The sequence below is a fragment of the Luteibacter sp. NPDC031894 genome (assembly GCF_050273135.1).
In the GTDB taxonomy this organism is placed as follows: domain Bacteria; phylum Pseudomonadota; class Gammaproteobacteria; order Xanthomonadales; family Rhodanobacteraceae; genus Luteibacter.
This window is the reverse complement of record NZ_JBNNMV010000004.1, coordinates 124,835-144,680: the sequence shown is the minus strand read 5'-3', so window position 1 is coordinate 144,680 and position 19,846 is coordinate 124,835. Positions and strand designations below refer to the sequence as shown.

Annotated in this window: 16 protein-coding genes; 11 read left to right on the top strand and 5 right to left on the bottom strand. The window is 66.1% G+C overall.

Features of this window, described 5'->3' with window-relative positions; all coding sequences use genetic code 11:
• Positions 1-46: 46 nt before the first annotated feature.
• Together ACQKIE_RS12675 and ACQKIE_RS12670 are read left to right on the top strand one after the other, a co-directional pair.
• Positions 47-1,609: an oligopeptide:H+ symporter gene (locus tag ACQKIE_RS12675; protein WP_427459604.1), complete on the top strand. Its 1,563-nt coding sequence runs from the start codon at positions 47-49 to the stop codon at positions 1,607-1,609.
• 58 nt (positions 1,610-1,667) lie between these two features.
• Entirely contained in the window at positions 1,668-2,474 is an 807-nt protein-coding gene (locus ACQKIE_RS12670) for an SDR family oxidoreductase (RefSeq protein WP_427459602.1), read from the top strand.
• A 35-nt stretch (positions 2,475-2,509) separates the two neighbouring features.
• On the opposite strand, the gene ACQKIE_RS12665 is transcribed toward ACQKIE_RS12670, so the two are convergent.
• The 5 genes from ACQKIE_RS12665 to ACQKIE_RS12645 form a co-directional block, all read right to left on the bottom strand.
• On the bottom strand, positions 2,510-3,823 hold the full coding sequence (locus tag ACQKIE_RS12665; RefSeq protein WP_427459600.1) for a PQQ-dependent sugar dehydrogenase: 1,314 nt from the start codon (positions 3,821-3,823) through the stop codon (positions 2,510-2,512).
• A complete protein-coding gene (locus ACQKIE_RS12660) occupies positions 3,816-4,259 on the bottom strand; it encodes a DUF2231 domain-containing protein (protein WP_427459598.1) in 444 nt (147 codons plus the stop codon). Before ACQKIE_RS12660 ends, ACQKIE_RS12665 begins: the two co-directional genes overlap by 8 nt.
• Before the next feature lie 111 nt (positions 4,260-4,370).
• Positions 4,371-5,168: a metallophosphoesterase family protein gene (locus tag ACQKIE_RS12655; RefSeq protein ID WP_427459596.1), complete on the bottom strand. Its 798-nt coding sequence runs from the start codon at positions 5,166-5,168 to the stop codon at positions 4,371-4,373.
• On the bottom strand, positions 5,165-6,121 hold the full coding sequence (locus ACQKIE_RS12650; protein WP_427459594.1) for a diacylglycerol/lipid kinase family protein: 957 nt from the start codon (positions 6,119-6,121) through the stop codon (positions 5,165-5,167). Before ACQKIE_RS12650 ends, ACQKIE_RS12655 begins: the two co-directional genes overlap by 4 nt.
• Positions 6,122-6,161: 40 nt before the next feature.
• A complete protein-coding gene (locus ACQKIE_RS12645) occupies positions 6,162-6,977 on the bottom strand; it encodes a phosphatase PAP2 family protein (RefSeq protein ID WP_427459592.1) in 816 nt (271 codons plus the stop codon).
• A 43-nt stretch (positions 6,978-7,020) separates the two neighbouring features.
• On the opposite strand from ACQKIE_RS12645, the gene ACQKIE_RS12640 reads away from it, so the two are divergent.
• The 9 genes from ACQKIE_RS12640 (at position 7,021) to prpC (ending at position 19,812) form a co-directional block, all read left to right on the top strand.
• Positions 7,021-8,613, top strand: coding sequence for an alpha/beta hydrolase (locus ACQKIE_RS12640; RefSeq protein WP_427459590.1), 1,593 nt, complete (start codon positions 7,021-7,023; stop codon positions 8,611-8,613).
• A gap of 112 nt (positions 8,614-8,725) precedes the next feature.
• Complete coding sequence (prpE, locus tag ACQKIE_RS12635) at positions 8,726-10,633, top strand: propionate--CoA ligase (RefSeq protein WP_427459588.1); 1,908 nt, start codon at positions 8,726-8,728, stop codon at positions 10,631-10,633.
• Positions 10,634-10,781: 148 nt separating this feature from the next.
• Positions 10,782-10,952, top strand: coding sequence for a hypothetical protein (locus ACQKIE_RS12630; protein ID WP_427459586.1), 171 nt, complete (start codon positions 10,782-10,784; stop codon positions 10,950-10,952).
• Between the two features lie 190 nt (positions 10,953-11,142).
• Entirely contained in the window at positions 11,143-13,956 is a 2,814-nt protein-coding gene (locus ACQKIE_RS12625; RefSeq protein WP_427459957.1) for a TonB-dependent receptor, read from the top strand.
• 14 nt (positions 13,957-13,970) lie between these two features.
• Positions 13,971-15,341, top strand: a complete 1,371-nt coding sequence (locus ACQKIE_RS12620; protein ID WP_427459584.1) for an APC family permease — start codon at positions 13,971-13,973, stop codon at positions 15,339-15,341.
• Complete coding sequence (locus tag ACQKIE_RS12615) at positions 15,323-16,267, top strand: carbohydrate kinase family protein (RefSeq protein WP_427459582.1); 945 nt, start codon at positions 15,323-15,325, stop codon at positions 16,265-16,267. Before ACQKIE_RS12620 ends, ACQKIE_RS12615 begins: the two co-directional genes overlap by 19 nt.
• Positions 16,245-17,654 (top strand): 6-phospho-beta-glucosidase, encoded by a 1,410-nt coding sequence (locus ACQKIE_RS12610; RefSeq protein WP_427459580.1) that lies wholly within the window; start codon positions 16,245-16,247, stop codon positions 17,652-17,654. Before ACQKIE_RS12615 ends, ACQKIE_RS12610 begins: the two co-directional genes overlap by 23 nt.
• A 101-nt stretch (positions 17,655-17,755) precedes the next feature.
• Positions 17,756-18,643, top strand: a complete 888-nt coding sequence (gene prpB, locus ACQKIE_RS12605) for a methylisocitrate lyase (RefSeq protein ID WP_427459578.1) — start codon at positions 17,756-17,758, stop codon at positions 18,641-18,643.
• 11 nt (positions 18,644-18,654) lie between these two features.
• The gene (prpC, locus tag ACQKIE_RS12600; RefSeq protein ID WP_427459576.1) at positions 18,655-19,812 is read left to right on the top strand and encodes a bifunctional 2-methylcitrate synthase/citrate synthase; all 1,158 of its coding nucleotides are present in this window, start codon (positions 18,655-18,657) and stop codon (positions 19,810-19,812) included.
• The last annotated feature ends 34 nt before the right edge of the window (positions 19,813-19,846 follow it).

Below are 19,846 nucleotides of genomic sequence, written 5' to 3'. Positions count from 1 at the left end.
GCGTTTCGTTTAGGATCCCGCGGCTGCTCACTTCACCGGGACCGCCATGACCACCCTCGACGCCGACGTCGCCGCTCCGGGCGCGCGCCTGCCCCGGCAGATTCCCTACATCGTCGGGAACGAGGGTTGCGAGCGCTTCAGCTTCTACGGGATGCGCAACATCCTCACCCCCTTCCTCGTCACGTCCCTGCTGATGTACCTGCCGGAGGCGGAGCGGCCTGGCGCGGCGAAAGACGTCTTCCACACTTTCGTCATCGGCGTTTACTTTTTCCCGCTGCTCGGCGGCTGGCTGGCCGATCGCTGGCTGGGCAAGTACCGCACGGTGCTGTGGCTGAGCCTGCTGTATTGCCTGGGGCACCTGTGCCTTGCCGTCTTCGAACATAGCGTGCCCGGGTTCTACACCGGCCTCGCACTGATCGCGCTCGGCGCGGGCGGGATCAAGCCCTGCGTCGCGGCCTTCGTCGGCGACCAGTTCGACGAAAGCAATCGGCGGCTCGCGAAGGTCGTGTTCGATGCCTTCTACTGGATGATCAACGTGGGCTCCTTCCTGGCCTCGTTGCTGATGCCGTACTTCCTCCGCCATTACGGCGCTGCCGTCGCCTTCGGCATCCCCGGCGCCTTGATGCTGGTGGCGACGATCGTTTTCTGGAGCGGTCGCAGGCACTACGTGATGCTGCCGCCGTCCGGTAACGACCCGGACAGTTTCACCCGGGTCGTGCGCACGGCGTTGCTGGCGCGCGCGCCGGGGCAGGGGAGGCCGGGCCTCGCCGTGGCCGCCGCGACCTTCGCCATGGCGGTCGCCGTGCTCGCCCTCATGCCCACGCTCGGCATCGTGGCCGCGCTCTGCCTCGCTTTCGTCCTGGTCCTCGGTGGCGTCGGCATCGGCACGAGGCTCCAATTGGAGCGCGCACGCGGCAGGCATCCCGATGAGGCGGTGGACGCCGTCGCGGCCGTACTGCGCGTCTTGCTGGTTTTCGCGCTCGTCACGCCGTTCTGGTCCCTGTTCGACCAGAAGGCCTCCACCTGGGTGCTGCAGGCCAACGCGATGAGCGTGCCGGACTGGTTACACCCGGCGCAGATGCAGGCGGTGAATCCCGCACTCGTGCTCTTGCTGATTCCCTTCAACAACCTCGCGCTATTCCCCCTGCTACGCCGCATGGGTATCGAGCCGACGGCCCTGCGCCGGATGACGGCCGGCATCGTGTTCTCCGCCATCGCGTGGGTGATCGTCGGCATGATCCAGCTCGCCATCGACGGTGGCGATGCCGTCTCCGTCGCCTGGCAGCTCCTGCCTTATGTGTTCCTCACGATGGGCGAAGTGCTGGTGTCGGCCACGGGGCTCGAGTTCGCCTACAGCCAGGCGCCGCCCTCGATGAAGGGGACGCTGATGAGCTTCTGGACCCTCAGCGTCACCGTGGGCAACCTATGGGTGTTGCTGGCGAACGCGGGTGTCCGCAACGACGCGGTCCTCACCGGCATCGCCGGCACCGGCCTCGGCGTCACGGCGTTCCAGATGTTTTTCTTCGCGGCCTTCGCCGCCGTGGCGGCCCTCGCCTTTGGCTTGTACGCTCGCCGTTATCGCGAAGTCGACTATTACCGATCGGCATGACGTTTCCTCCACGGCGTCGCGCGGACGATCCAAGCGCTGCCGCAAGGAAACGCTACCGATGCCAAGCCTGAAACATGCGTCACCGTCGCCGACGCCCGCCGCGACCGAATGGCCGGGCAAGGTCGTGCTCGTCACCGGCGGCGCGCAGGGTATCGGCAAGGGCATCGCCGAGGCCGTCCTGGAAGCCGGCGGCAGCGTGGTCATTGGAGACCTCGATGCGGAGGCGGGCAAGGCCTGCCTCGATCAGTGGGACGTCGGCGACCGCGCCGCGTTCGTGGTGCTCGACGTGGCGAAGGAAGCGAGCGTGCGTCGTTTCGTCGATACCGCGCTGCGTCGCTTCGGACGCATCGACGGACTGGTGAACAACGCGGGTATCGCGGACCCCGTGACCGGTCCGCTGGAGCAGCTCGCATGGAGCGAGTGGAAGCGCCGTATCGATACCAACCTCGGCGGCACCTTCCTTTGCTGCAAACATGCGTTGCCGGCGCTCAAGGCGAGCAACGGCGCCATCGTGAACATCTCCTCGTCACGCGCGCACCAGTCCGAACCGGATACCGAGGCTTACGCCGCGAGCAAGGGCGGCATGGTGGCCTTCACGCACGCGCTGGCGATCAGCGCGGGCCCCGTCCGCGTCAACGCCATCAATCCCGGATGGATCGCGGTGGACGACTGGAAGAAGCCGTCGCAGCGGCGCAAGCCAAAGCTATCCGCCGCCGACCACACGCAACACCCCGTCGGCCGCGTGGGACTGCCCCCGGACATCGGTGGGCTCGCCGTGTTCCTGCTTTCATCGCAGGCCGGTTTCGTCACGGGCGAGAATTTCACCGTGGACGGCGGCATGAGCCGGAAGATGCAGTACGTGTAGGAGCCGCCATAGCGGCTCCTACACGCCGAGGCGGATTACGGCGTCGCTGCCGAGACGCGCCACACCGCGTTGCCGACGTCGTCGGCGATGAGCAGCGCGCCGTCCTTGTCGAACACGATGCCGACCGGCGCGCCGTACAGCTCCTTCTCGTCCTTCGAGTAGAAGCCGCTCACGAGTGTCTGCGGTTTGCCCACGGGTTTCCCGTCCTGGAAAGGAATGAAGACGACGGCGTAGCCGCTGAGGGGCGACCGGTCCCAACTGCCGTGCTCGCTGACGAAGGCGCCGTTCTGGTACGTCGCGGGCAGGGCGTTCCGCTGGCTGAGCAGGAAACCGAGGGCGGCGACATGGGAGCCGAGCGCATAGTCCGGCTTGATCGCCTTCTGCACCATGTCGGGCCGCTGCGGCTTCACGCGGGTGTCCACGTGCTGGCCGTAGTAGCTGTACGGCCAGCCGTAGAACGCCCCCTCCGTCACCGACGTCATGTAATCCGGAACGAGGTCGGCGCCGATCTCGTCGCGCTCGTTCGCGATGGCCCACAACCGGTTCGTCGTGGTATCCCATTGCAGGCCCGTCGGATTGCGAATGCCCGACGCATAGATGCGGCTGCCACGGGTGGCGACATCCACCTCCAGCACGTTGGCGCGCCGGTATTCCACTTCCAGGCCGTTCTCGGTGATGTTGCTGTTCGAGCCCACGCCGACGTAAAGCTTGGTGCCGTCGCCGTTGGCCTGCAGTGTCTTCGTCCAGTGGTGATTGACCGTCGAAGGCAGGTCGGTGAACTCCACGCCAGGCGTGCGAACCTCGGTCGCGCCTTCCGTATAGGGAAAGGTCACGATGGCGTCGGTGTTGGCCACGTAAAGTGTGTTGCCGATCAGCTGTACGCCGAACGGCGAATGCAGGTGCTCGATATAGGTGTGCTTCTCCCATTCACCCGCGCCGCCCCTGCGCAGCAGGGTGATCTGGTTGCCGCCCTTGGCGCCCTTGCCGGAGGTGTTCTTCACCATGCCGGCGATCAGTTGCTTGGGCGTCGTGACCGCTTCTTCGCCGGGACCGTTGGCCTCGACAACGAGCACGTCGCCGTTCGGGAGCGTAAGCAGCTGGCGCGGGTGCTTGAGCCCGCTCGCGATCTTCTCGATCTTCAGGCCCGGCGCCACCGTGGGTGCGGCGCCTTCCTTCCAACCGGCGAACTCAGGCACCTGCATCGGCGGCACGAGGAAATTCCGTGCCTTGGGCAGCGACGGATCGCTGCCGGACTGCTCGGTGGCGCTTTGCGAGGCTTTCTCGTCGCACCCGCCCAGCAGCGCGATGCAGGTGAGGGCGAGCGCGCTGCGAAAGAGCGTGTTAGTCATGGCGAATCTCCCGGTCCGTCGAGTAGCTCACGGCGATGATGACGTGGCCGATGGCGATCAACAGCACGGTGACAGCGGAAAGCCAGACACCGGCCGGCATGATCGCGTAGGCGTCGCGGCTATGGACGAAGGCATTGAGCAGAGCCGCGACGATGGCGACGACATTCAGCCAGAAGTCCACATGGTCGGCGCTGTTGCTGATACGCCGCGAGGTGATCCATACCTGCGTCAGGTTGACCAGGCGCGGAATGATGGCCAACAACAGGCCAAAGACGATAAGCCACGCGGCGCCCTTCGCCCAGAGGATGGTGCCGGTCTTCGCGTAGATTACGTCGAAGATGAGCGCAGCGACGAAGAAGCCGAAGGGAATGGGATTGAACAGGCCATAGACGGCATTGGCCACGGCGGAACGACGTGGTGCGTATGGGTGGCTCATGGGCGGGCCCCTTGGGTGGACGACCGCGATACTAGACCCCTGCCGTGTCGATAACTTGTATGGACGGCTTTTATGACAGCGCGGCGTCGGCCGCACCCATGGTCGGGGCGTTCAGCGCCACAGCGGAATGACCGTGCGGCCACCGGGCTTGAACTGTCGCGCCGCCTCGTCGTAATCCCATTGCTCCACGACACACGCGTCCGTCGTGTCGCGCCGGATGACGTGGAACGAGTTGCTGATGCCTTCGCGGATGCGCGTGGATAACGCGGTGCCCGCCTGGACCGACCAGAGCGGCCTCGCAAGTTTTCGCGGCTCGCCGTCGAGCGGCCGCACGTAGGGCAGGTGGATGTGCCCACCGAGGACCAGGTCCGCGCCGGCTTCGGCCCATGCGGCGACGGCGCGCTCGCAGTTGATCAGCAGGTTCGCGATGTCCTTCTCGCGTATCACGTGCACCGGCTGGTGCGTGACCACGATGCGCAGCTGCCCGTCGCCCGCGCGGCGCAGGCGCGTCGCCACCCGAGCGATTTGTACGTCCGACACTTCGCCGTTCTTGTGCCGGGCGGGGCGTACGGTGTTCACGCCGATGGCCAGCACGTCGCCGCCGTCGAAGACGGGCTCCAGGTCGTCACCGAAGGCCCGTCGGTAGTTCCCGAAGGGGTCGAAGATGCGCGCAAACACGTTCAAAAGAGGAACGTCATGGTTGCCGGGCACGACCAGCGTGGGTCGGGCATACCCATCGACGAAGCGCCGTGCCGCGGCGAACTGAGACCGGCGGGCGCGCTGGGTCACGTCACCCGAGAGGATCACCAGGTCGGGCTGGAGAGAGACGACCGACGCATGGAGCGCCTCCACCACATCGGGCCGCTCGGTGCCGAAGTGCGGGTCGGAGATCTGGACGATCAGGCTCAACCCGGGTCCTCCCCCGGTTGGCGCACCCCGTCGATCAGCAGGCGTAATGGGCGCGGCGCGGCGCGGAAGACGATCGGCGGGCGGACCCAGACGATTTCGCCGTCGACCGCTACCTTCATCGCATGGCGGTGATGCTTCGGCGAAACGGTGATCTCGCGGAAGGCGAAACTCACCGCGTTGTCTTCCTCGCCGAGCTTGCCGAGCGCGCCGCGCATGATGATGCCGAGCATGGTGAGCCGGCTGATCGGCTTCAGCACGAGGCCGGCGAGCAGTCCTTCGTTGCGGTGCACGGCCTCGGCCTCGGGAAGTCCGATCTTTTCGAGCTGCAACGCGTTGTTGCCCACGAAAAGCGTGGGGGTCCGCAGCGACCGTTCACGCTCGCCGTCGCTGACGTCGATGCGCAGGGGGCGGTAACCGCGCATCATCGTGGCGAGGCCCGACCACAAGGCCACGATGCGATGGCGGCCGAAGCGTTGCTTCCAGGCCTCGCGATCCTCCAGCACCTGGGGATAAAGACCGAGGCTCGCGTTCACCAGGAAGACGTGGTCGTTGACCATGCCGATCTGCGCGTCGCACGGCGTCGCGCGCAGCAGGGCTTCCGTGGCTTCCCGCGTGCCGCTGGGAATGCCGTGCGTGCGGCCGAAGAAGTTGAAGGTGCCCTGCGGCAACACGCCCATGAGGAGGTCTTCCTCCCACGCCGTGCCCGCCACGCAATTGATGGTGCCGTCGCCACCCGCGGCCACGAGCGCGCCGCCGTTGGCCTTGGCGTGTGCCGCGGCTTCCCGCACGACTTTCTTGATGTCGCGCTCGCCATCGATGGGAAAGAAGCGGTAGGGCCGCCCGGCGGCATCGAGGACCGCGGCGATGGTCTCGCGCGCCTCGTCCGCCTCGCCGTGGCCGGAGCCTGCATTGAGGACGATCGCGAAGGGGAGGGGTTTGGACGGGTTCGGCATCGGGACAAAGAACCATCCGCTCCGTCATCGCCGCATGAAATTACGTCCGGGCGCGCCAGCCGGCCCGCAGGCGGAAGTATTCGGCGCTGCCGGCACACAGCGTGACCCATGCCAGCCCGGTCGCATAGCCCGCCATCACGTCGCTGAAATAGTGCACCTGCAGGAGGATGCGGCTGATGCCCACGAGGGTGATCATGGCCACCGCCGCGACCACGGTCGTCCGGTGCCAACGTGGCGGGCACAGCACGAGCAGCACGTAGGCCAGCATGCCGTAAAAGACCATCGCCCCGGACGCGTGGCCACTCGGGAAGCTGTAGCTGTGCTCGACGATGAAGCCGTGGTCGTGCAGCGGGCGCTCGCGCTGGAACCATGCCTTGAGCGCGCTGTTGATGATCGCGGTACCCATGAGCGTGGCGAGCCACGCGCCGGCAAGACGGACATGCCGACGCCAGAGCAGCGCGACGAAGACGCACAACGTGGCGACGCCGACGACGACCGGATCGCCGGCGTGGGTAACCAGGGCGATCACCTGCAGGACGGAGCGCGGCGTGTTCGCGCGCAGATCATTGGCCAAGGCCGCGTCGAAGACGGTGAGGCCGGCGGCCTCCCGGACTTCCACGGCGATCGCCGAGGCGATCGTCAGCATCGCCACCACGACGGCGACGACCGTGGTGGGCCGCAGGTGGCTGCGGGCGGCGTCGTCGAGACCCTCGCGGCGGCGCACGGCGCGCCGCCAGGCGACATCGGCACCACCCAGCGCGATCGCGAGCAGCACCGCCCATAGCGAGAGGGCATGGCGGCTGATCCACTCCGGGTCCATTCCGTTCTCTCCTCGTCCCGTGGCAGGATCGGGCATGTTGCCACGCCGCGCGTCCGCGGCCCGAGAAGGGGATCCACCGATGAAGAGCTTGCCCGCCCGTGCGATCCTCGCGCTAGCGCTATTGTCCGGCGGCGCCATCGCCGCCCACGCGGACGAGGCGCCGCTGGCGCACCGCATCGTCCGTGTCACGCTCGACGGCGTCGGCGACAAAGGGGTATCCGGCCGATTGATCCTGTTCGCGGCGCCCGCGTCGAAGGATGGAAAGCCGGAGGCTGTCGACACCAATCCTTTCCAGCCGAAGGCGGTATCGGTCGCGGCGCGGGAAGTCAGCTGGATCGCGCCCGGCCAGTCGGTGGACCTCGACACGGACGGCGAAGCGTTCCCTGCGGGTTTTTCCAAGCTGCCGCCCGGCGACTACTTTTTCCAGGCGGTGCTCGACGTCGGCCATGACTACAACTACAACGGGCGCCACACCGGCGATCTGGTCAGCGACGTCACGGCGGTGAAGCTGACGCCGGGTGGCAGCCTGCCAGTGCTGAAGCTGACCCAGACCGTGCCGGCGAAGGATCCATGGGTCCTTTCGCCCAAGGCACCGCAGGCCGTGCGCGACGCGTTGCCCGAGGCGCGCAAGCACGCCCATGCCGAGGTGCTGGAAAGCCCGCTGCTGACGGCCTTCGCCGGACACTCGCAGTCGATCCGCGCCTGGGTGGTCACGCCGCCTGGCTATGATCCGAAAGGCATCGCGCGGTATCCCACGGTCTATCTCACGCACGGCTTCGGTGGAAGCTTCGATCACTACGCGGGCACCATCGCCAACCTGTGGATCGCCATGTCGAACAAGGACATGCCGCCGATGATCTGGGTGCTGCTCGACGAGTCCGGCCCGACGGGCACGCACGAATTCGCGGATTCGGTGAACAACGGACCCTGGGGCCAGGCCCTGACGACGGAGTACATCCCGTGGCTGGAAGGCCGTTACCGCATGGACGCCAAGGCGACAGGCCGGTTCCTCAACGGTCATTCGTCCGGCGGCTGGGCGACGCTGTGGCTGCAGACGCGCTATCCGAAGGTGTTCGGCGGCACCTGGTCGACGTCCCCCGATCCGAGCGACTTCCGCGATTTCACCGGCATCGACCTCACCGCGCCGGGGGCGAATGCCTACCGCAAAGCCGATGGCAGCGAGAATCCGCTCGTCCGCGACAAGGGGCAGGTGATCGCCACCTTCGAGACCTTCGCGAAGCTGGAACGCGTCCTCGGTGGGTACGGTGGCCAGCTCGCCTCGTTCGAGTGGGTCTTTTCACCGCGCGGCAAGGACGGTCGTCCTGAGCCGATGTTCAACCGCGACACGGGCGCCGTCGATCCGGACGTCGCCGCCTATTGGCGCGCGCACTACGACATCGCCCAGCGCCTGCGCACGCAGTGGCCGGCGCTGAAGCCCGATCTGGACGGGAAGATCCACGTGATCGTGGGCACGGCCGACACGTTCTACCTCGATGGCTCTGCGAAATTACTCAAGCAGACGTTGGACGGCCTGCACGCGAAGAGCGATATCCGCTTCCTTCCCGGCAAGACGCATTTCGACCTCTACAAGGAAGGCGACGACAGCCAGGCGCTGTTGAAGAAAATCGCCTGGGAGATGTACGGCGTCGCGAGGCCGGGGCAGGAGAAGTAGGCGCGACCCCGAAGCGCCGCCGACCCTGTCGGCGGTGCTCTTCGACCATGGTCCAGAGGCACGACCGGAGTGCCTGTCTTACCCTCGGAGGAGCTTCACCGGAGGTATGAACGTGGACTACGACACTGCCTGGCGGCGCTCGGTCGACGAGCCCGAGGTGTTCTGGGGCGATCAGGCGCGGCTGATCCACTGGGAAACGCCGCCGCAGCGGATCCTCGACGCATCGAATCCGCCGTTCCGCCGCTGGTTCGTCGGCGGCACGACCAACCTTTGCCATAACGCGGTCGATCGCCACCTCGACGCGCGGCCGGACCAGCTGGCGATCGTCGCCGTGTCGACCGAGACCGGCGTCACCCGCGAGATCACCTATCGCGAGTTGCATCGCGAAGTGAACATACTCGCCGCCGCGATGGTGGCGCTGGGCGTGGGGAGGGGCGATCGGGTCGTCATCTACATGCCCAACATCGCCGAAGCCGTGTTCGCGATGCTCGCTTGCGCACGCCTCGGGGCCATCCACTCCGTAGTCTTCGGTGGATTCGCCGCCCACAACCTCGCGCTGCGCATCGACGACGCGGAACCGGCGCTGCTGGTCTGCGCCGACGCCGGCATGCGCGGCGGCAAAGTGATCCCGTACAAGCCCCTTGTGGATGCCGCGTTGCGCGAAGCGACATCGGCACCGCCCCATGTGCTCGTGGTGAATCGGGGCCTCGATGCCGACATGGCATGGACCGAAGGTCGCGACGTCGATTACGCCACCTTGCGCGATGAGCACGCCGCCGCTGACGTTCCAGTCGTCTGGCTGGAATCCAACGAGCCGAGCTACCTCCTCTATACCTCGGGTACCACAGGCAGGCCGAAGGGGGTGCAGCGCGACGTGGGCGGTTACGCGGTGGCGCTCGCGGTGTCCATGACGGCCATCTTCGACGTGCGACCGGGCCAGACGATCCTCTGTACCTCCGACGTGGGTTGGGCCGTGGGACATTCGTACAACGTGTACGGTCCCCTCATGGGCGGCTGCACGGCCATCCTTTACGAAGGACTTCCCACGGGACCGGATCCGGGCATCTGGTGGCGGCTGTGCGAGACGTACGGTGCGCGAACGATGTTCTCGTCGCCTACCGCGGTGCGCATGCTGAAGAAGCAGGACGCATCATGGTTGCGGAAGTACGATTTGTCCGCATTGAAATGGATCTTCCTGGCGGGGGAGCCGCTTGACCGTCCCACGTACGACTGGCTCACGGAAGGCACGGGCAAGACGGTGATCGACAACTATTGGCAGACGGAGACGGGCTGGCCCGCCCTGTCGTTGATGCCCGGCCTGGACCTCAAACCGGTGAAACCCGGATCGCCTGGCTTTCCCACGTTCGGCTATCGCATGCGCGTGATCGACGAAGGCACGGGGGAGGAGAAGGCGCCCGGCGAAAAAGGCGTGCTGGTGATCGAGCCTCCGCTACCGCCGGGTTGCCTCACCACGATCTGGCGTGACGACGAGCGGTATCGACGAAGCTACTTCGGACACTTCAAGGAACTGCTGTACAGCTCGCTCGACTGGGCGGTACGCGACGACGAAGGCTACTTCTTCATCCTCGGCCGTACCGACGACGTCATCAACGTCGCGGGCCACCGTCTCGGCACGCGCGAGGTGGAGGAATCCGTGGCAACGCTCGGAGCGGTGGCCGAAGTGGCCGTGGTGGGCATTGCCGACGAGCTGAAGGGGCAGGTGCCAGCTGTGTTCGCGACGCTGAAGCAAGGTGTTACCGATGATCCGCGTGACGTGGCGCACGCGATGGAGCGACGTGTGGTGGAGCTGCTCGGCGCGCTTGCGCGCCCTGCGTGCGTGTACGTCGTCGGAGCCTTGCCCAAGACGCGTTCGGGCAAGCTGCTACGTCGGTCGCTGCAGGCGCTGATGCAGGGCACCGAACCCGGCGACCTGTCGACGCTGGACGATCCGGGTTCGCTGGAGGAGATCCGCAAGGCGATCGCCCACGGTCCGCATTGCGGCCAGCGACCGCCCACCTGAAACCACCACCCTCCCGGGCATTGGCGTTTGCTGCTCCGCAGCACGAAAATCGCTGGAAAACCGCCTGTTGACGCGGATTTTACGGTGAGCTATATGTTGCCGACGCGCCGTGTGCCACTGCATGCAGCGTCTTCCGCGAGGTGTGACCATGCGACACCGCAGTCACAATCCAGCACACCCGGGTTGCGCCATGGCGGAACCGTCGTTCCCCTTCGTGCATGCCGACGGCCAGCGGATCCTCTCCCGCGCCAAGCTCAGCGCCCTGCGTTCGCGGGGCAAGTCCCTCGCCGGTTATTCGCCGCCGCGCCATACCCGCTGATCCGCTCTCCTGATCGGCCACCTTTCCTGATAGTCCCGCGTTCGCGCGCGGCATGACATGACGTTCGCCTGATCGCGGCCCTCACCGCAGGCAGGCCGTTCGTGCACGTCGAAGGTCGCTGGTCGGCATATCCGCAGCACGTGGCGGAGGGCTTCGTGCTGTCTTCGGCGACACTTTCGGGGTGGGGTGCATTGTGCGTAACAACCATGTTCTGACAAAGAAGGCGCTTGTCCTTGCCGTATGTACGGCCTTTGGTGTCCTTGGCGGATCGGCGTTCGCGCAGCAGGCGGCACGAAGCGGGGATCCATCGGCGAATGCGGCCACGGACAAGAAGGGGAAAGACAAGAGCGAGAAGGACAAGGCGGTACAGATGAAGGCGCTCAGCGTCGTGGCCAACCGCTACGAAGCGACGAGCATCCGCATGGACTCGGTGAACACCGTGGACGTGCTTTCGGCCAGCGACCTGCAGCACACCGCCGTGCATAACGTGGCCGAGGCGCTGGGCCTCATGTCCGGCGTGAACGTGACCACGACAGGAACGGGCTACTTCGGCGGCGTGGACGGCGCCGCGCGCGGCGAGGGCATGTTCGCTTCGGTGCGCGGTCTGCCGTCGGAGTACAACGTGAACCTCGTGAATGGCAGCAACGTCGCCCAGGGCATGCCGTACAGCCGCAGCGTGCAGCTCAGCCTGTTGCCGCCCTCGGGTCTGCAGACTATCGTGCTCAACAAGACGTCTACGGCCGACATGGATGGCGACGCCATTGGCGGCACCATCGATTTCCGCACGCCGAGCGCCTTCGATTTCAAGAAGGATTTCAGCGGTAGCGTGACGGCCAGCGGTCGTAGCGAAAGCCGCGCCCGCGATTACGGTGGCAGTGGCCTGGGCGGCGGAATCGCGGGTGAACTGCAGAGCAAGTTCGGGGCAGAGAAGCAGTTCGGTGTCTATGTCAGCGCGTACTACGACTACCGGAATATCGCGAACAGCGAAGTCGGTGCGGCGGAAAGTGCCGGCAACGACGGGTCGTGGGCGTTCCTGCATGCCACCGCCGAAGGCGACAGCGCACCGGGTTACGACCCGCAGCACAACCTCACCAGCATCGGCACCAACGTGGGCATCGCGTCGGGCTTCGAGCGCCGCTATGGCGGCAACATGTCGTTCGACTGGAACGTCGATCCCACGCTCCATGCCTACGCCAAGCTGTCCTACGCGTATGCGCTTACCGAGCAGAACACCACGTACAACCAGTTGCTGCCGCAGGACGTGACCTACGTACCCACGGCGACCCCTGGCGTGTATTCGCCGAACATCGGGCGCATCGCCAACCGCTTCTGGTTCGAAACGAACCCCGAGCGGGCCGATCTCGCCACCATCCAGTTCGGCGCGGACAAGACGGCGGGTGGCTGGACGATCTCGCCGAACGTGTTCTGGAGCATCGGCCGCAACGATCGTCCCGAACACGTCGAGATCGACGGCCGCGAGGACAAGTACTCGCAGGACAACTTCGCGTACAACCGGAGTTCCCTGCTCACCTACGGCGGCAGCCATTTCCCGTACCCGGCGCTGACCCCGGCACTGCAGGAGTCGGTCAACAACATCCAGAACATGTGGGCCAACGATTACGGCGAGGTCACCCGTATCCGCTCCGGCCAGAAGCGTGGCGGCGCGAAGGTCGACCTGCGTTACGACTTTGAGGACGGCCCGGTGCAGTCGGTGAAGTTCGGCGTGAAGTACAGCGACAGCTCGCGCGAGTTCACCAACCGGGATTGGAGTACCGGCGGCATCAACGATGGCACGACCACGCTGGACGACCTCGGCATCTTCAAGGGGTATTACAACCAGATCTTCCCGGGCAAGTACGCGTGGCGGACGCCGGACGTGAGCCGCGCTGCGGTCGCCGCGTTGATCGACGCGCATGTGCAGCCGTCCGACCTGGACACCTGCAGCCAGCTCGACTTCAACAATTTCAACTGCGACACCATGCGCGGTACCGAAGCGGTATCCGCGGCCTATGCCATGGCGACCATCGAGCAGGGCCCGCTGGAGATCATCCCGGGGGTGCGTTTCGAGCACACCTCCATCCACAACACGTTCTGGACGACGCCGCAGGACGCGGACGGTAACGAGCTGCCAGGTCACTTCTCGAACAACCGGACCCTCTACAACGAACCGCTCGGCAGCCTGTTCGTCAATTACCGCCCGGGTGGCAACGTGGTGTTCCGCGGGTCGATCTGGCAGAGCTATACGCGTCCGGCATTCGTCCAACTGGGCGGCGGCGAGCAGATCAGCGTCTCCAACGGCGTGACCACGATTACCCGCGGCAACCCGGACCTGGACCCCATCAAGGCCACGAACGTGGACCTGGGTGCGGAATGGACCACCAGCAACGGCGGCTTCTTCTCGCTCACCAGCTATTACAAGAAGCTGCGCGACTACATCTACGACAGCGGCGGCGGGCAGGCCAATCCAAACACGTCGGGCGTCGGTACCGTGCTGACGAAAACGCCGACGAACGGTGGCGACGGGCGCGTGTACGGCATCGAGGCCACCGTGCGGCAGAAGTTCGAGAACCTGCCGGGTGCCTGGAACGGCCTTGGCTTCAGCGTCAACGCGACGAAGCAGAATTCGCGCGTGGACCTGGGGCGCGAGGGATTCGAGAACGAGCGCCTGCAGCAGGCTCCGCGCACCATGGCCAATGCGGAACTGTTCTATGAGAAGTACGGATTCTCGGTGAACCTGAGCTACCACTACACCGGCTCGTTCATCTCCACGTACGATTTCCTCAACCAAGGCGCGCCGTGGGACGACCTGTGGCTGCGGCCAATCCGCCGCGTCGACCTGCATGTCGGGTACGCCATGGATAACGGATTGCAGTTCGACCTGCAGGTCAGCAACCTGACCAGGCAATACCAGTATTGGTCGCACATCGGACGCTACAGCCTGGCCAATTCCGATATCGTCGATGCGGGCCGCACGGCCCTGGTCACCGTAAAGTACTCGTTCTGAGCGGGAGCGGATGGATGACGGGATGGCGTGGAGGAGGCGATACGCACGTGTTGGCGAACGCTGCGCCGCCACGGGCGATCGGGTTCTGGGGCGGTCTTTCGGCCAACGTGCTGAACATGATCGGCATCGGGCCGTTCGTCACCATTCCGCTTGCGCTTTCCGCGCTGGCCGGGCCGGCGGTCTTGCTGGGTTGGATCGCCGGTGCCTTGCTCTGCCTGTGCGACGGACTGGTGTGGGCGGAGCTTGGGTCCACGATTCCGGAATCGGGCGGCCCGTACCACTATTTGCGAGAGGCCTATGGGCGCGAGCGGGCAGGGCGATTGTTCGGGTTCCTGTACCTGTGGCAGACGCTGCTCACGGCCCCGCTGTCGATCGGCTCCGCGGCGGTGGGTTTTGCGCAGTACGCGGGGTACCTCGTGCCCACACTGGGCGATGGCGGCCGGGTATGCATCGCCGCCACGCTCTGCCTGCTGAATACGGCGATCCTCTATCGCAAGGTCGGCGATATCCAGAAGCTGTCCCTGGTGGTGACCTTCGCCGTCGTGGTCGCCGCGGTATGGATCGTCCTCACCGGCGTCACCCATTTCGACGTGGCGACGGCGCGACATTTCATGGATGCGCCGGTGTCGTCGGGCAAGGGTTTCTGGCTGGGCCTTGGTGCGGTATCGCTCATCGCGGTGTATGACTACGGCGGCTACAACAACGTGTGCATGCTTGGCGGCGAGGTGAAACAACCGCGGCGCACCATCCCGATGGCCGTGCTCGTCTCGATCCCGGTGGTGGCCGTGCTCTACCTGGGACTCAACGTCAGCATCCTTGGCGTACTGCCGTGGGAGAAGGCGGCGCATTCCACGGCGGTCGTGGCCGATATGATGCAGGCCGTCCACGGCGCCTGGGGCGGCACGATCGCCGTGGTGCTGATCCTCGTCGCCAGTTGGGGGTCCGCGCTCGTCGTGCTGCTCGGTTATTCGCGTGTACCCTACGCCGCCGCCGCGGACGGCCAGTTCTTCAAGGCGTTCGCCCGGCTGCACCCACGCGACGGGTTCCCCACGGTGTCGCTGTTGTTCGTCGGTATCACCTCGGCGTTCGCCTGTTTCCTTTCGCTGGAGAAGCTGATCGGCATGCTGATGGTGGTGCAAATCCTGTTCCAGTACATCGCGCAGTGTTTCGCCGTGGTGGCCTTGCGTCGCCGCCCGCGCATCGTGGATGCGTTCCGCATGCCGCTTTATCCATTACCCATCGCCATCAGTGTCGCTGGCTGGCTTTACCTCGTCGCCACCAGCGGCGTCCCGACCATGCTCACCGCGGTCGTCGCCATCGCGGTGGGCAGCCTCCTTTTCCTTTGGCAAGCACGGAGAACCCGCACGTGGCCGTTTCCCCGTTGAGGTCCTGGGATGTCGCGGTCGTCGGGGAGATATTCGCCGACCACGTCTTCACCGGTTTTCCCCGTTGGCCTCGCCCCGGCGAAGAGGCGATTGCGACGGATTACCTGCGCGAGCTCGGTGGCGGCAGTGTCAACACGGCCTGCGGGCTCTCGCGCCTTGGTCGCCGGGTACACCTCGTCGGCCTGGTCGGCGACGCCGACTTCGATTGGTTCGAGCGCCGCCTGGGCGAGTTCGACGTCGGCATGGACGGCATTCGGCTGGCGGACGACGGGACCGGCATCACCGTCAGCGTTTCGATGCGCGACGACCGCACCTTTTTCACCTACCCCGGTGCCAATCGAGGGCTCGAGGAGTGGTTGACGGTCCCGGAGGTCGTCGCCGACCTCGCAGCGGCGCGCCATGTGCATTTCGCGATGCCGCTGTCGCGTGAGCTGGCATCGGCCGTGCTGCCGTTGCTGCGTGCCGCCGGCTGCACTACATCCCTGGATGTGGGGCATTCGCCCAGCTGGTTGCGCGATCCGTCGAACATCCCGACCTGCCGCGAGGTCGACCTGTTCCTGCCCAATGCCGCCGAAGCCGAGCTGCTCTGTGGCGAAGCCAGCCCCGAGGCATACATCGCGTGGGCGCTGGACAACCGCCTGTCCCGTGCGGTGCTGAAGCGCGGTGCACAGGGTGCCATCGCGTTGGCCGGTGGCGCGCTCAGCAGCGTGGCACCGCCGCCGATCGAGGTGGTGGATACCACCGGAGCCGGCGACGCGTTCAATGCCGGCCTGATAGACGCCTGGCTCGATGACGAGTCCCTTGGCCCCGCACTGGAGCGCGCCTGCGTTTGCGGCGCCCTGTGTAGTACGGCCGCCGGCGCCTTGGCGGCGCTACCCCATTCATCCCAGTTGAGGACCCTTCGTGAACAGACGTACGGATCGTAAAATCGCCCTGGTGGGAGGCGGCAGCGTCCGCTCGCCCCTGGTCGTGTTTGGCGTGAACGAAGCCGCGGAGGCGCTCGGCGCCGCCGAGATGGTGCTTTACGATCCGGACCCTGCACGCTTGAAGGTCATGGTGGATCTCGGCACGGCGATCGTCCGCCGCGGCGGCGGCCAACTGCGGCTGCGCGGCGCCACGTCGATCGAGGACACGATCGAGGGCGCCGATTTCGTCCTCAACAGCATCCGCATCGGCGGCATCGCCGGCCGTGCCGCCGACGAACGGGTGGCGATCGAGCATGGCTATTCCGGCCAGGAAACCACCGGCCCCGCCGGCGTGGCGATGGGCCTTCGCACCATTCCCATAGCGATCGAGCAAGCGCGCCTGGTCGAACGCCTTTCGCCGGACGCGTGGTTGGTGAACTTCACCAATCCCGCGGGCCTGATCACCCAGGCGGTGAGCGACCACAGCAAGGCGCGCATCGTCGGCATCTGCGACACGCCCACCGAGCTTTTCCACAATATCGCCCGCGCGCTCGACGAGCCATTCGACGCCGTGGAGTGCGATTACGTCGGCCTCAACCACCTTGGCTGGGTACGCGGCGTGCGCGTGCGTGGCGAGGAGAGGATCGACACGCTGATCGACAGCGACGAGCGGCTGCGCAGCCTGTACCTCGCGCCGCTGTTCGATACGGACATGATCCGCACGCTTCGGCTCATCCCCACCGAGTACCTTTTCTTCTACTACGAACGCCAGCGCGCGCTGGCCAACCAGCGTCGCCAGGGCGGTAGCCGCGGTGCCGAAATCGCGACGCTGAACGATGAGCTGTTCGCCGCGTTGCGTTCGCGGCTGGCGGCGGGGCAGGGCGACGAGGCCGTGGCTATTTACGCGGCTTACCTCAACCAGCGCTCGGGCTCGTACATGAAGCTCGAGGCGGAAGGCGGCTCGGCGTTCGACCACGGCGTCAGCCTGGATGTCGACCCCTTCCGCGTGGCCACCGGTTACCACCGTATCGCCATCGACGTCATGAGCGCGCTGACCGGGGCGAAGCCCGCGCCGATCGTGGTCAATACGCGGAACCGCGGTGCCGTCCCGGACTTGCCGGATGCCGATGTGGTGGAGACGATGTGCGACATCTCGCTCGACAGCATCGAGCCGCGCAAGCTCGCGCCGCTGCCCGACGCCGTGGCGGGGCTGGTGCGTTCGGTGAAGGCGTATGAGCGCGCCGCGATCGCCTCGGTGCTGGAAGACAGTCGCCCGGGCGCGCGCAAGGCCATGCTGATCCACCCGGCGATCGGCGAGTGGACACCGACCGCGAGCCTGCTCGATGCCTTGCTCGGCCACGCGAACGAAGACGGCGAATGCCTGTGCCAGGGGCCCATGCACCGGTAACGGACGCCCTCCGAACAGGGGCGCCGCGTCTCCGCTGCGGCGCAGCAAGGCCTACTCGCACCCCGGTGCGCTAAAATGCCTCCCTTTACGTGGAGACATCGATGGCACAGCACTCCTCGGCCGGCGCCCGCTTCCGCGCCGCGCTCGCAGACGAACAGCCGCTGCAAGTCATCGGAGCGATCAACGCGAATCATGCCCTCCTGGCGAAGCGGGCGGGCTTCCGCGCCATTTACCTTTCCGGCGGCGGTGTGGCCGCCGGTTCGCTGGGCCTTCCGGACCTGGGCATCAACACCCTCGACGACGTCCTCACCGACGTCCGCCGCATCACCGATGTCTGCGACCTGCCACTGATGGTCGACATCGATACCGGCTTCGGTCCCAGCGCGTTCAACATCGCGCGCACGGTGAAGAGCCTCATCAAGTTCGGCGCCGCCGCCTGCCACATCGAGGACCAGGTCGGGGCCAAGCGCTGCGGGCACCGACCAGGCAAGGAAATCGTCACGGCCAGCGAGATGGCCGATCGGGTGAAGGCCGCCGCCGACGCGAAGACCGACCCGGACTTCTTCCTCATCGCCCGCACCGACGCCATTGCCGTGGACGGCGTGGATGCCGCCATCGAGCGTGCCATCGCCTGCGTCGAAGCCGGCGCCGACGCGATCTTCGCCGAAGCGGCCTATGACCTGCCGACGTACAAGCGCTTCGTCGACGCGGTGAAGGCGCCGATCCTCGCCAACATCACCGAGTTCGGCCAGACGCCGTTGTTCAGCACCGAGGAACTCGGCAGCGTGGGCGTCGGCATCGTGCTCTACCCGCTCTCCGCGTTCCGTGCCATGAACAAGGCCGCGGAAAACGTCTACACCGCCATCCGTCGCGACGGTCACCAGCGCAACGTCATCGACACGATGCAGACGCGCGAGGAACTGTACGACCGCATCGGCTACCACGCCTACGAACGTCACCTCGACGAACTGTTTTCGAAGAAGGGTTAAGGAGTCACGCAATGAGCGACACCACCACCACCCCGACTGCACCGAAGGCGAAGAAGTCGGTCGCCCTTTCCGGCGTGACCGCCGGCAACACAGCGCTGTGCACGGTCGGCCGTAGCGGCAACGACTTGCACTACCGCGGTTACGACATCCACGACCTGGCGGCCAAGGGCTCGTTCGAGGAAGTGGCGTACCTGCTGGTCCACGGCGTCCTCCCGAACTGGATGGAGCTGAACGCGTATCGCGCCAAGCTGAAACGCCTGCGTGGCCTGCCCGCGCCGGTGAAGGGTGCGCTGGAGCTGCTGCCGGCCGCCACGCATCCCATGGACGTGATGCGCACCGGCGCGTCGGTGCTCGGCACCGTGCTTCCCGAGAAGGACGACCACAACCTCACCGGCGCGCGTGACATCGCCGATCGGCTGATGGCGAGCTTCGGCTCGATGCTGCTCTACTGGTACCACTACAGCCACAACGGCAAGCGCATCGAGACCGAAACCGAGGACGACTCGATCGCCGGGCACTTCCTGCACCTCCTGCACGGCCGCAAGCCGAGCGACCTGCATTCGCACGCGCTCGACCGCTCGCTGGTGCTTTACGCCGAGCACGAGTTCAACGCCAGTACGTTCGCGGCGCGCGTCATCGCCGGTACCGGTTCGGACATGTACTCGGCCATCACCGGCGCGATCGGCGCGCTGCGCGGCCCGAAGCATGGCGGCGCCAACGAAGTGGCGATGGAGATCATCGCGCGCTATCGCGATGCGGCCGATGCGGAAGCCGACATCCGTGCGCGCGTCGAGCGCAAGGAAATCATCATCGGCTTCGGCCATCCGGTGTATACGGTGTCCGATCCGCGCAACGAGATCATCAAGGAGATCTCGCGCAAGCTCTGCACCGACGGCGGCAATCCGCGCCTGTTCGAAGTGTCGGAGAAGATCGAGAAGCTGATGTGGGAACTGAAGAAGATGTTCCCCAACCTCGACTGGTACTCGGCGTCCGCGTACCACATGATGGGCGTGCCGACGGCGATGTTCACGCCGCTCTTCGTCATCGCGCGCACCTCCGGCTGGAGTGCCCATGTCATCGAGCAGCGCCAGGACGGCAAGATCATCCGCCCGAGCGCGAACTACACCGGCCCGGAAGACCAGGCCTACACGCCGATCGAGAAGCGGTAACGACGTCTTTGCTCGGTGGGAGCCGTTCTCCCAC

What these genes read in the sequence shown, in the direction of transcription:
- ACQKIE_RS12630 (WP_427459586.1), top strand. Translation starts at nt 10,782, where the DNA reads ATGCGACACCGCAGTCACAATCCAGCACACCCGGGTTGCGCCATGGCG.
- ACQKIE_RS12660 (WP_427459598.1), bottom strand. Translation starts at nt 4,259, where the DNA reads ATGAGCCACCCATACGCACCACGTCGTTCCGCCGTGGCCAATGCCGTC.
- ACQKIE_RS12665 (WP_427459600.1), bottom strand. Translation starts at nt 3,823, where the DNA reads ATGACTAACACGCTCTTTCGCAGCGCGCTCGCCCTCACCTGCATCGCG.
- ACQKIE_RS12650 (WP_427459594.1), bottom strand. Translation starts at nt 6,121, where the DNA reads ATGCCGAACCCGTCCAAACCCCTCCCCTTCGCGATCGTCCTCAATGCA.
- ACQKIE_RS12640 (WP_427459590.1), top strand. Translation starts at nt 7,021, where the DNA reads ATGAAGAGCTTGCCCGCCCGTGCGATCCTCGCGCTAGCGCTATTGTCC.
- ACQKIE_RS12670 (WP_427459602.1), top strand. Translation starts at nt 1,668, where the DNA reads ATGCCAAGCCTGAAACATGCGTCACCGTCGCCGACGCCCGCCGCGACC.
- prpB (WP_427459578.1), top strand. Translation starts at nt 17,756, where the DNA reads ATGGCACAGCACTCCTCGGCCGGCGCCCGCTTCCGCGCCGCGCTCGCA.
- ACQKIE_RS12645 (WP_427459592.1), bottom strand. Translation starts at nt 6,977, where the DNA reads ATGCCCGATCCTGCCACGGGACGAGGAGAGAACGGAATGGACCCGGAG.
- prpC (WP_427459576.1), top strand. Translation starts at nt 18,655, where the DNA reads ATGAGCGACACCACCACCACCCCGACTGCACCGAAGGCGAAGAAGTCG.
- ACQKIE_RS12620 (WP_427459584.1), top strand. Translation starts at nt 13,971, where the DNA reads ATGACGGGATGGCGTGGAGGAGGCGATACGCACGTGTTGGCGAACGCT.
- ACQKIE_RS12675 (WP_427459604.1), top strand. Translation starts at nt 47, where the DNA reads ATGACCACCCTCGACGCCGACGTCGCCGCTCCGGGCGCGCGCCTGCCC.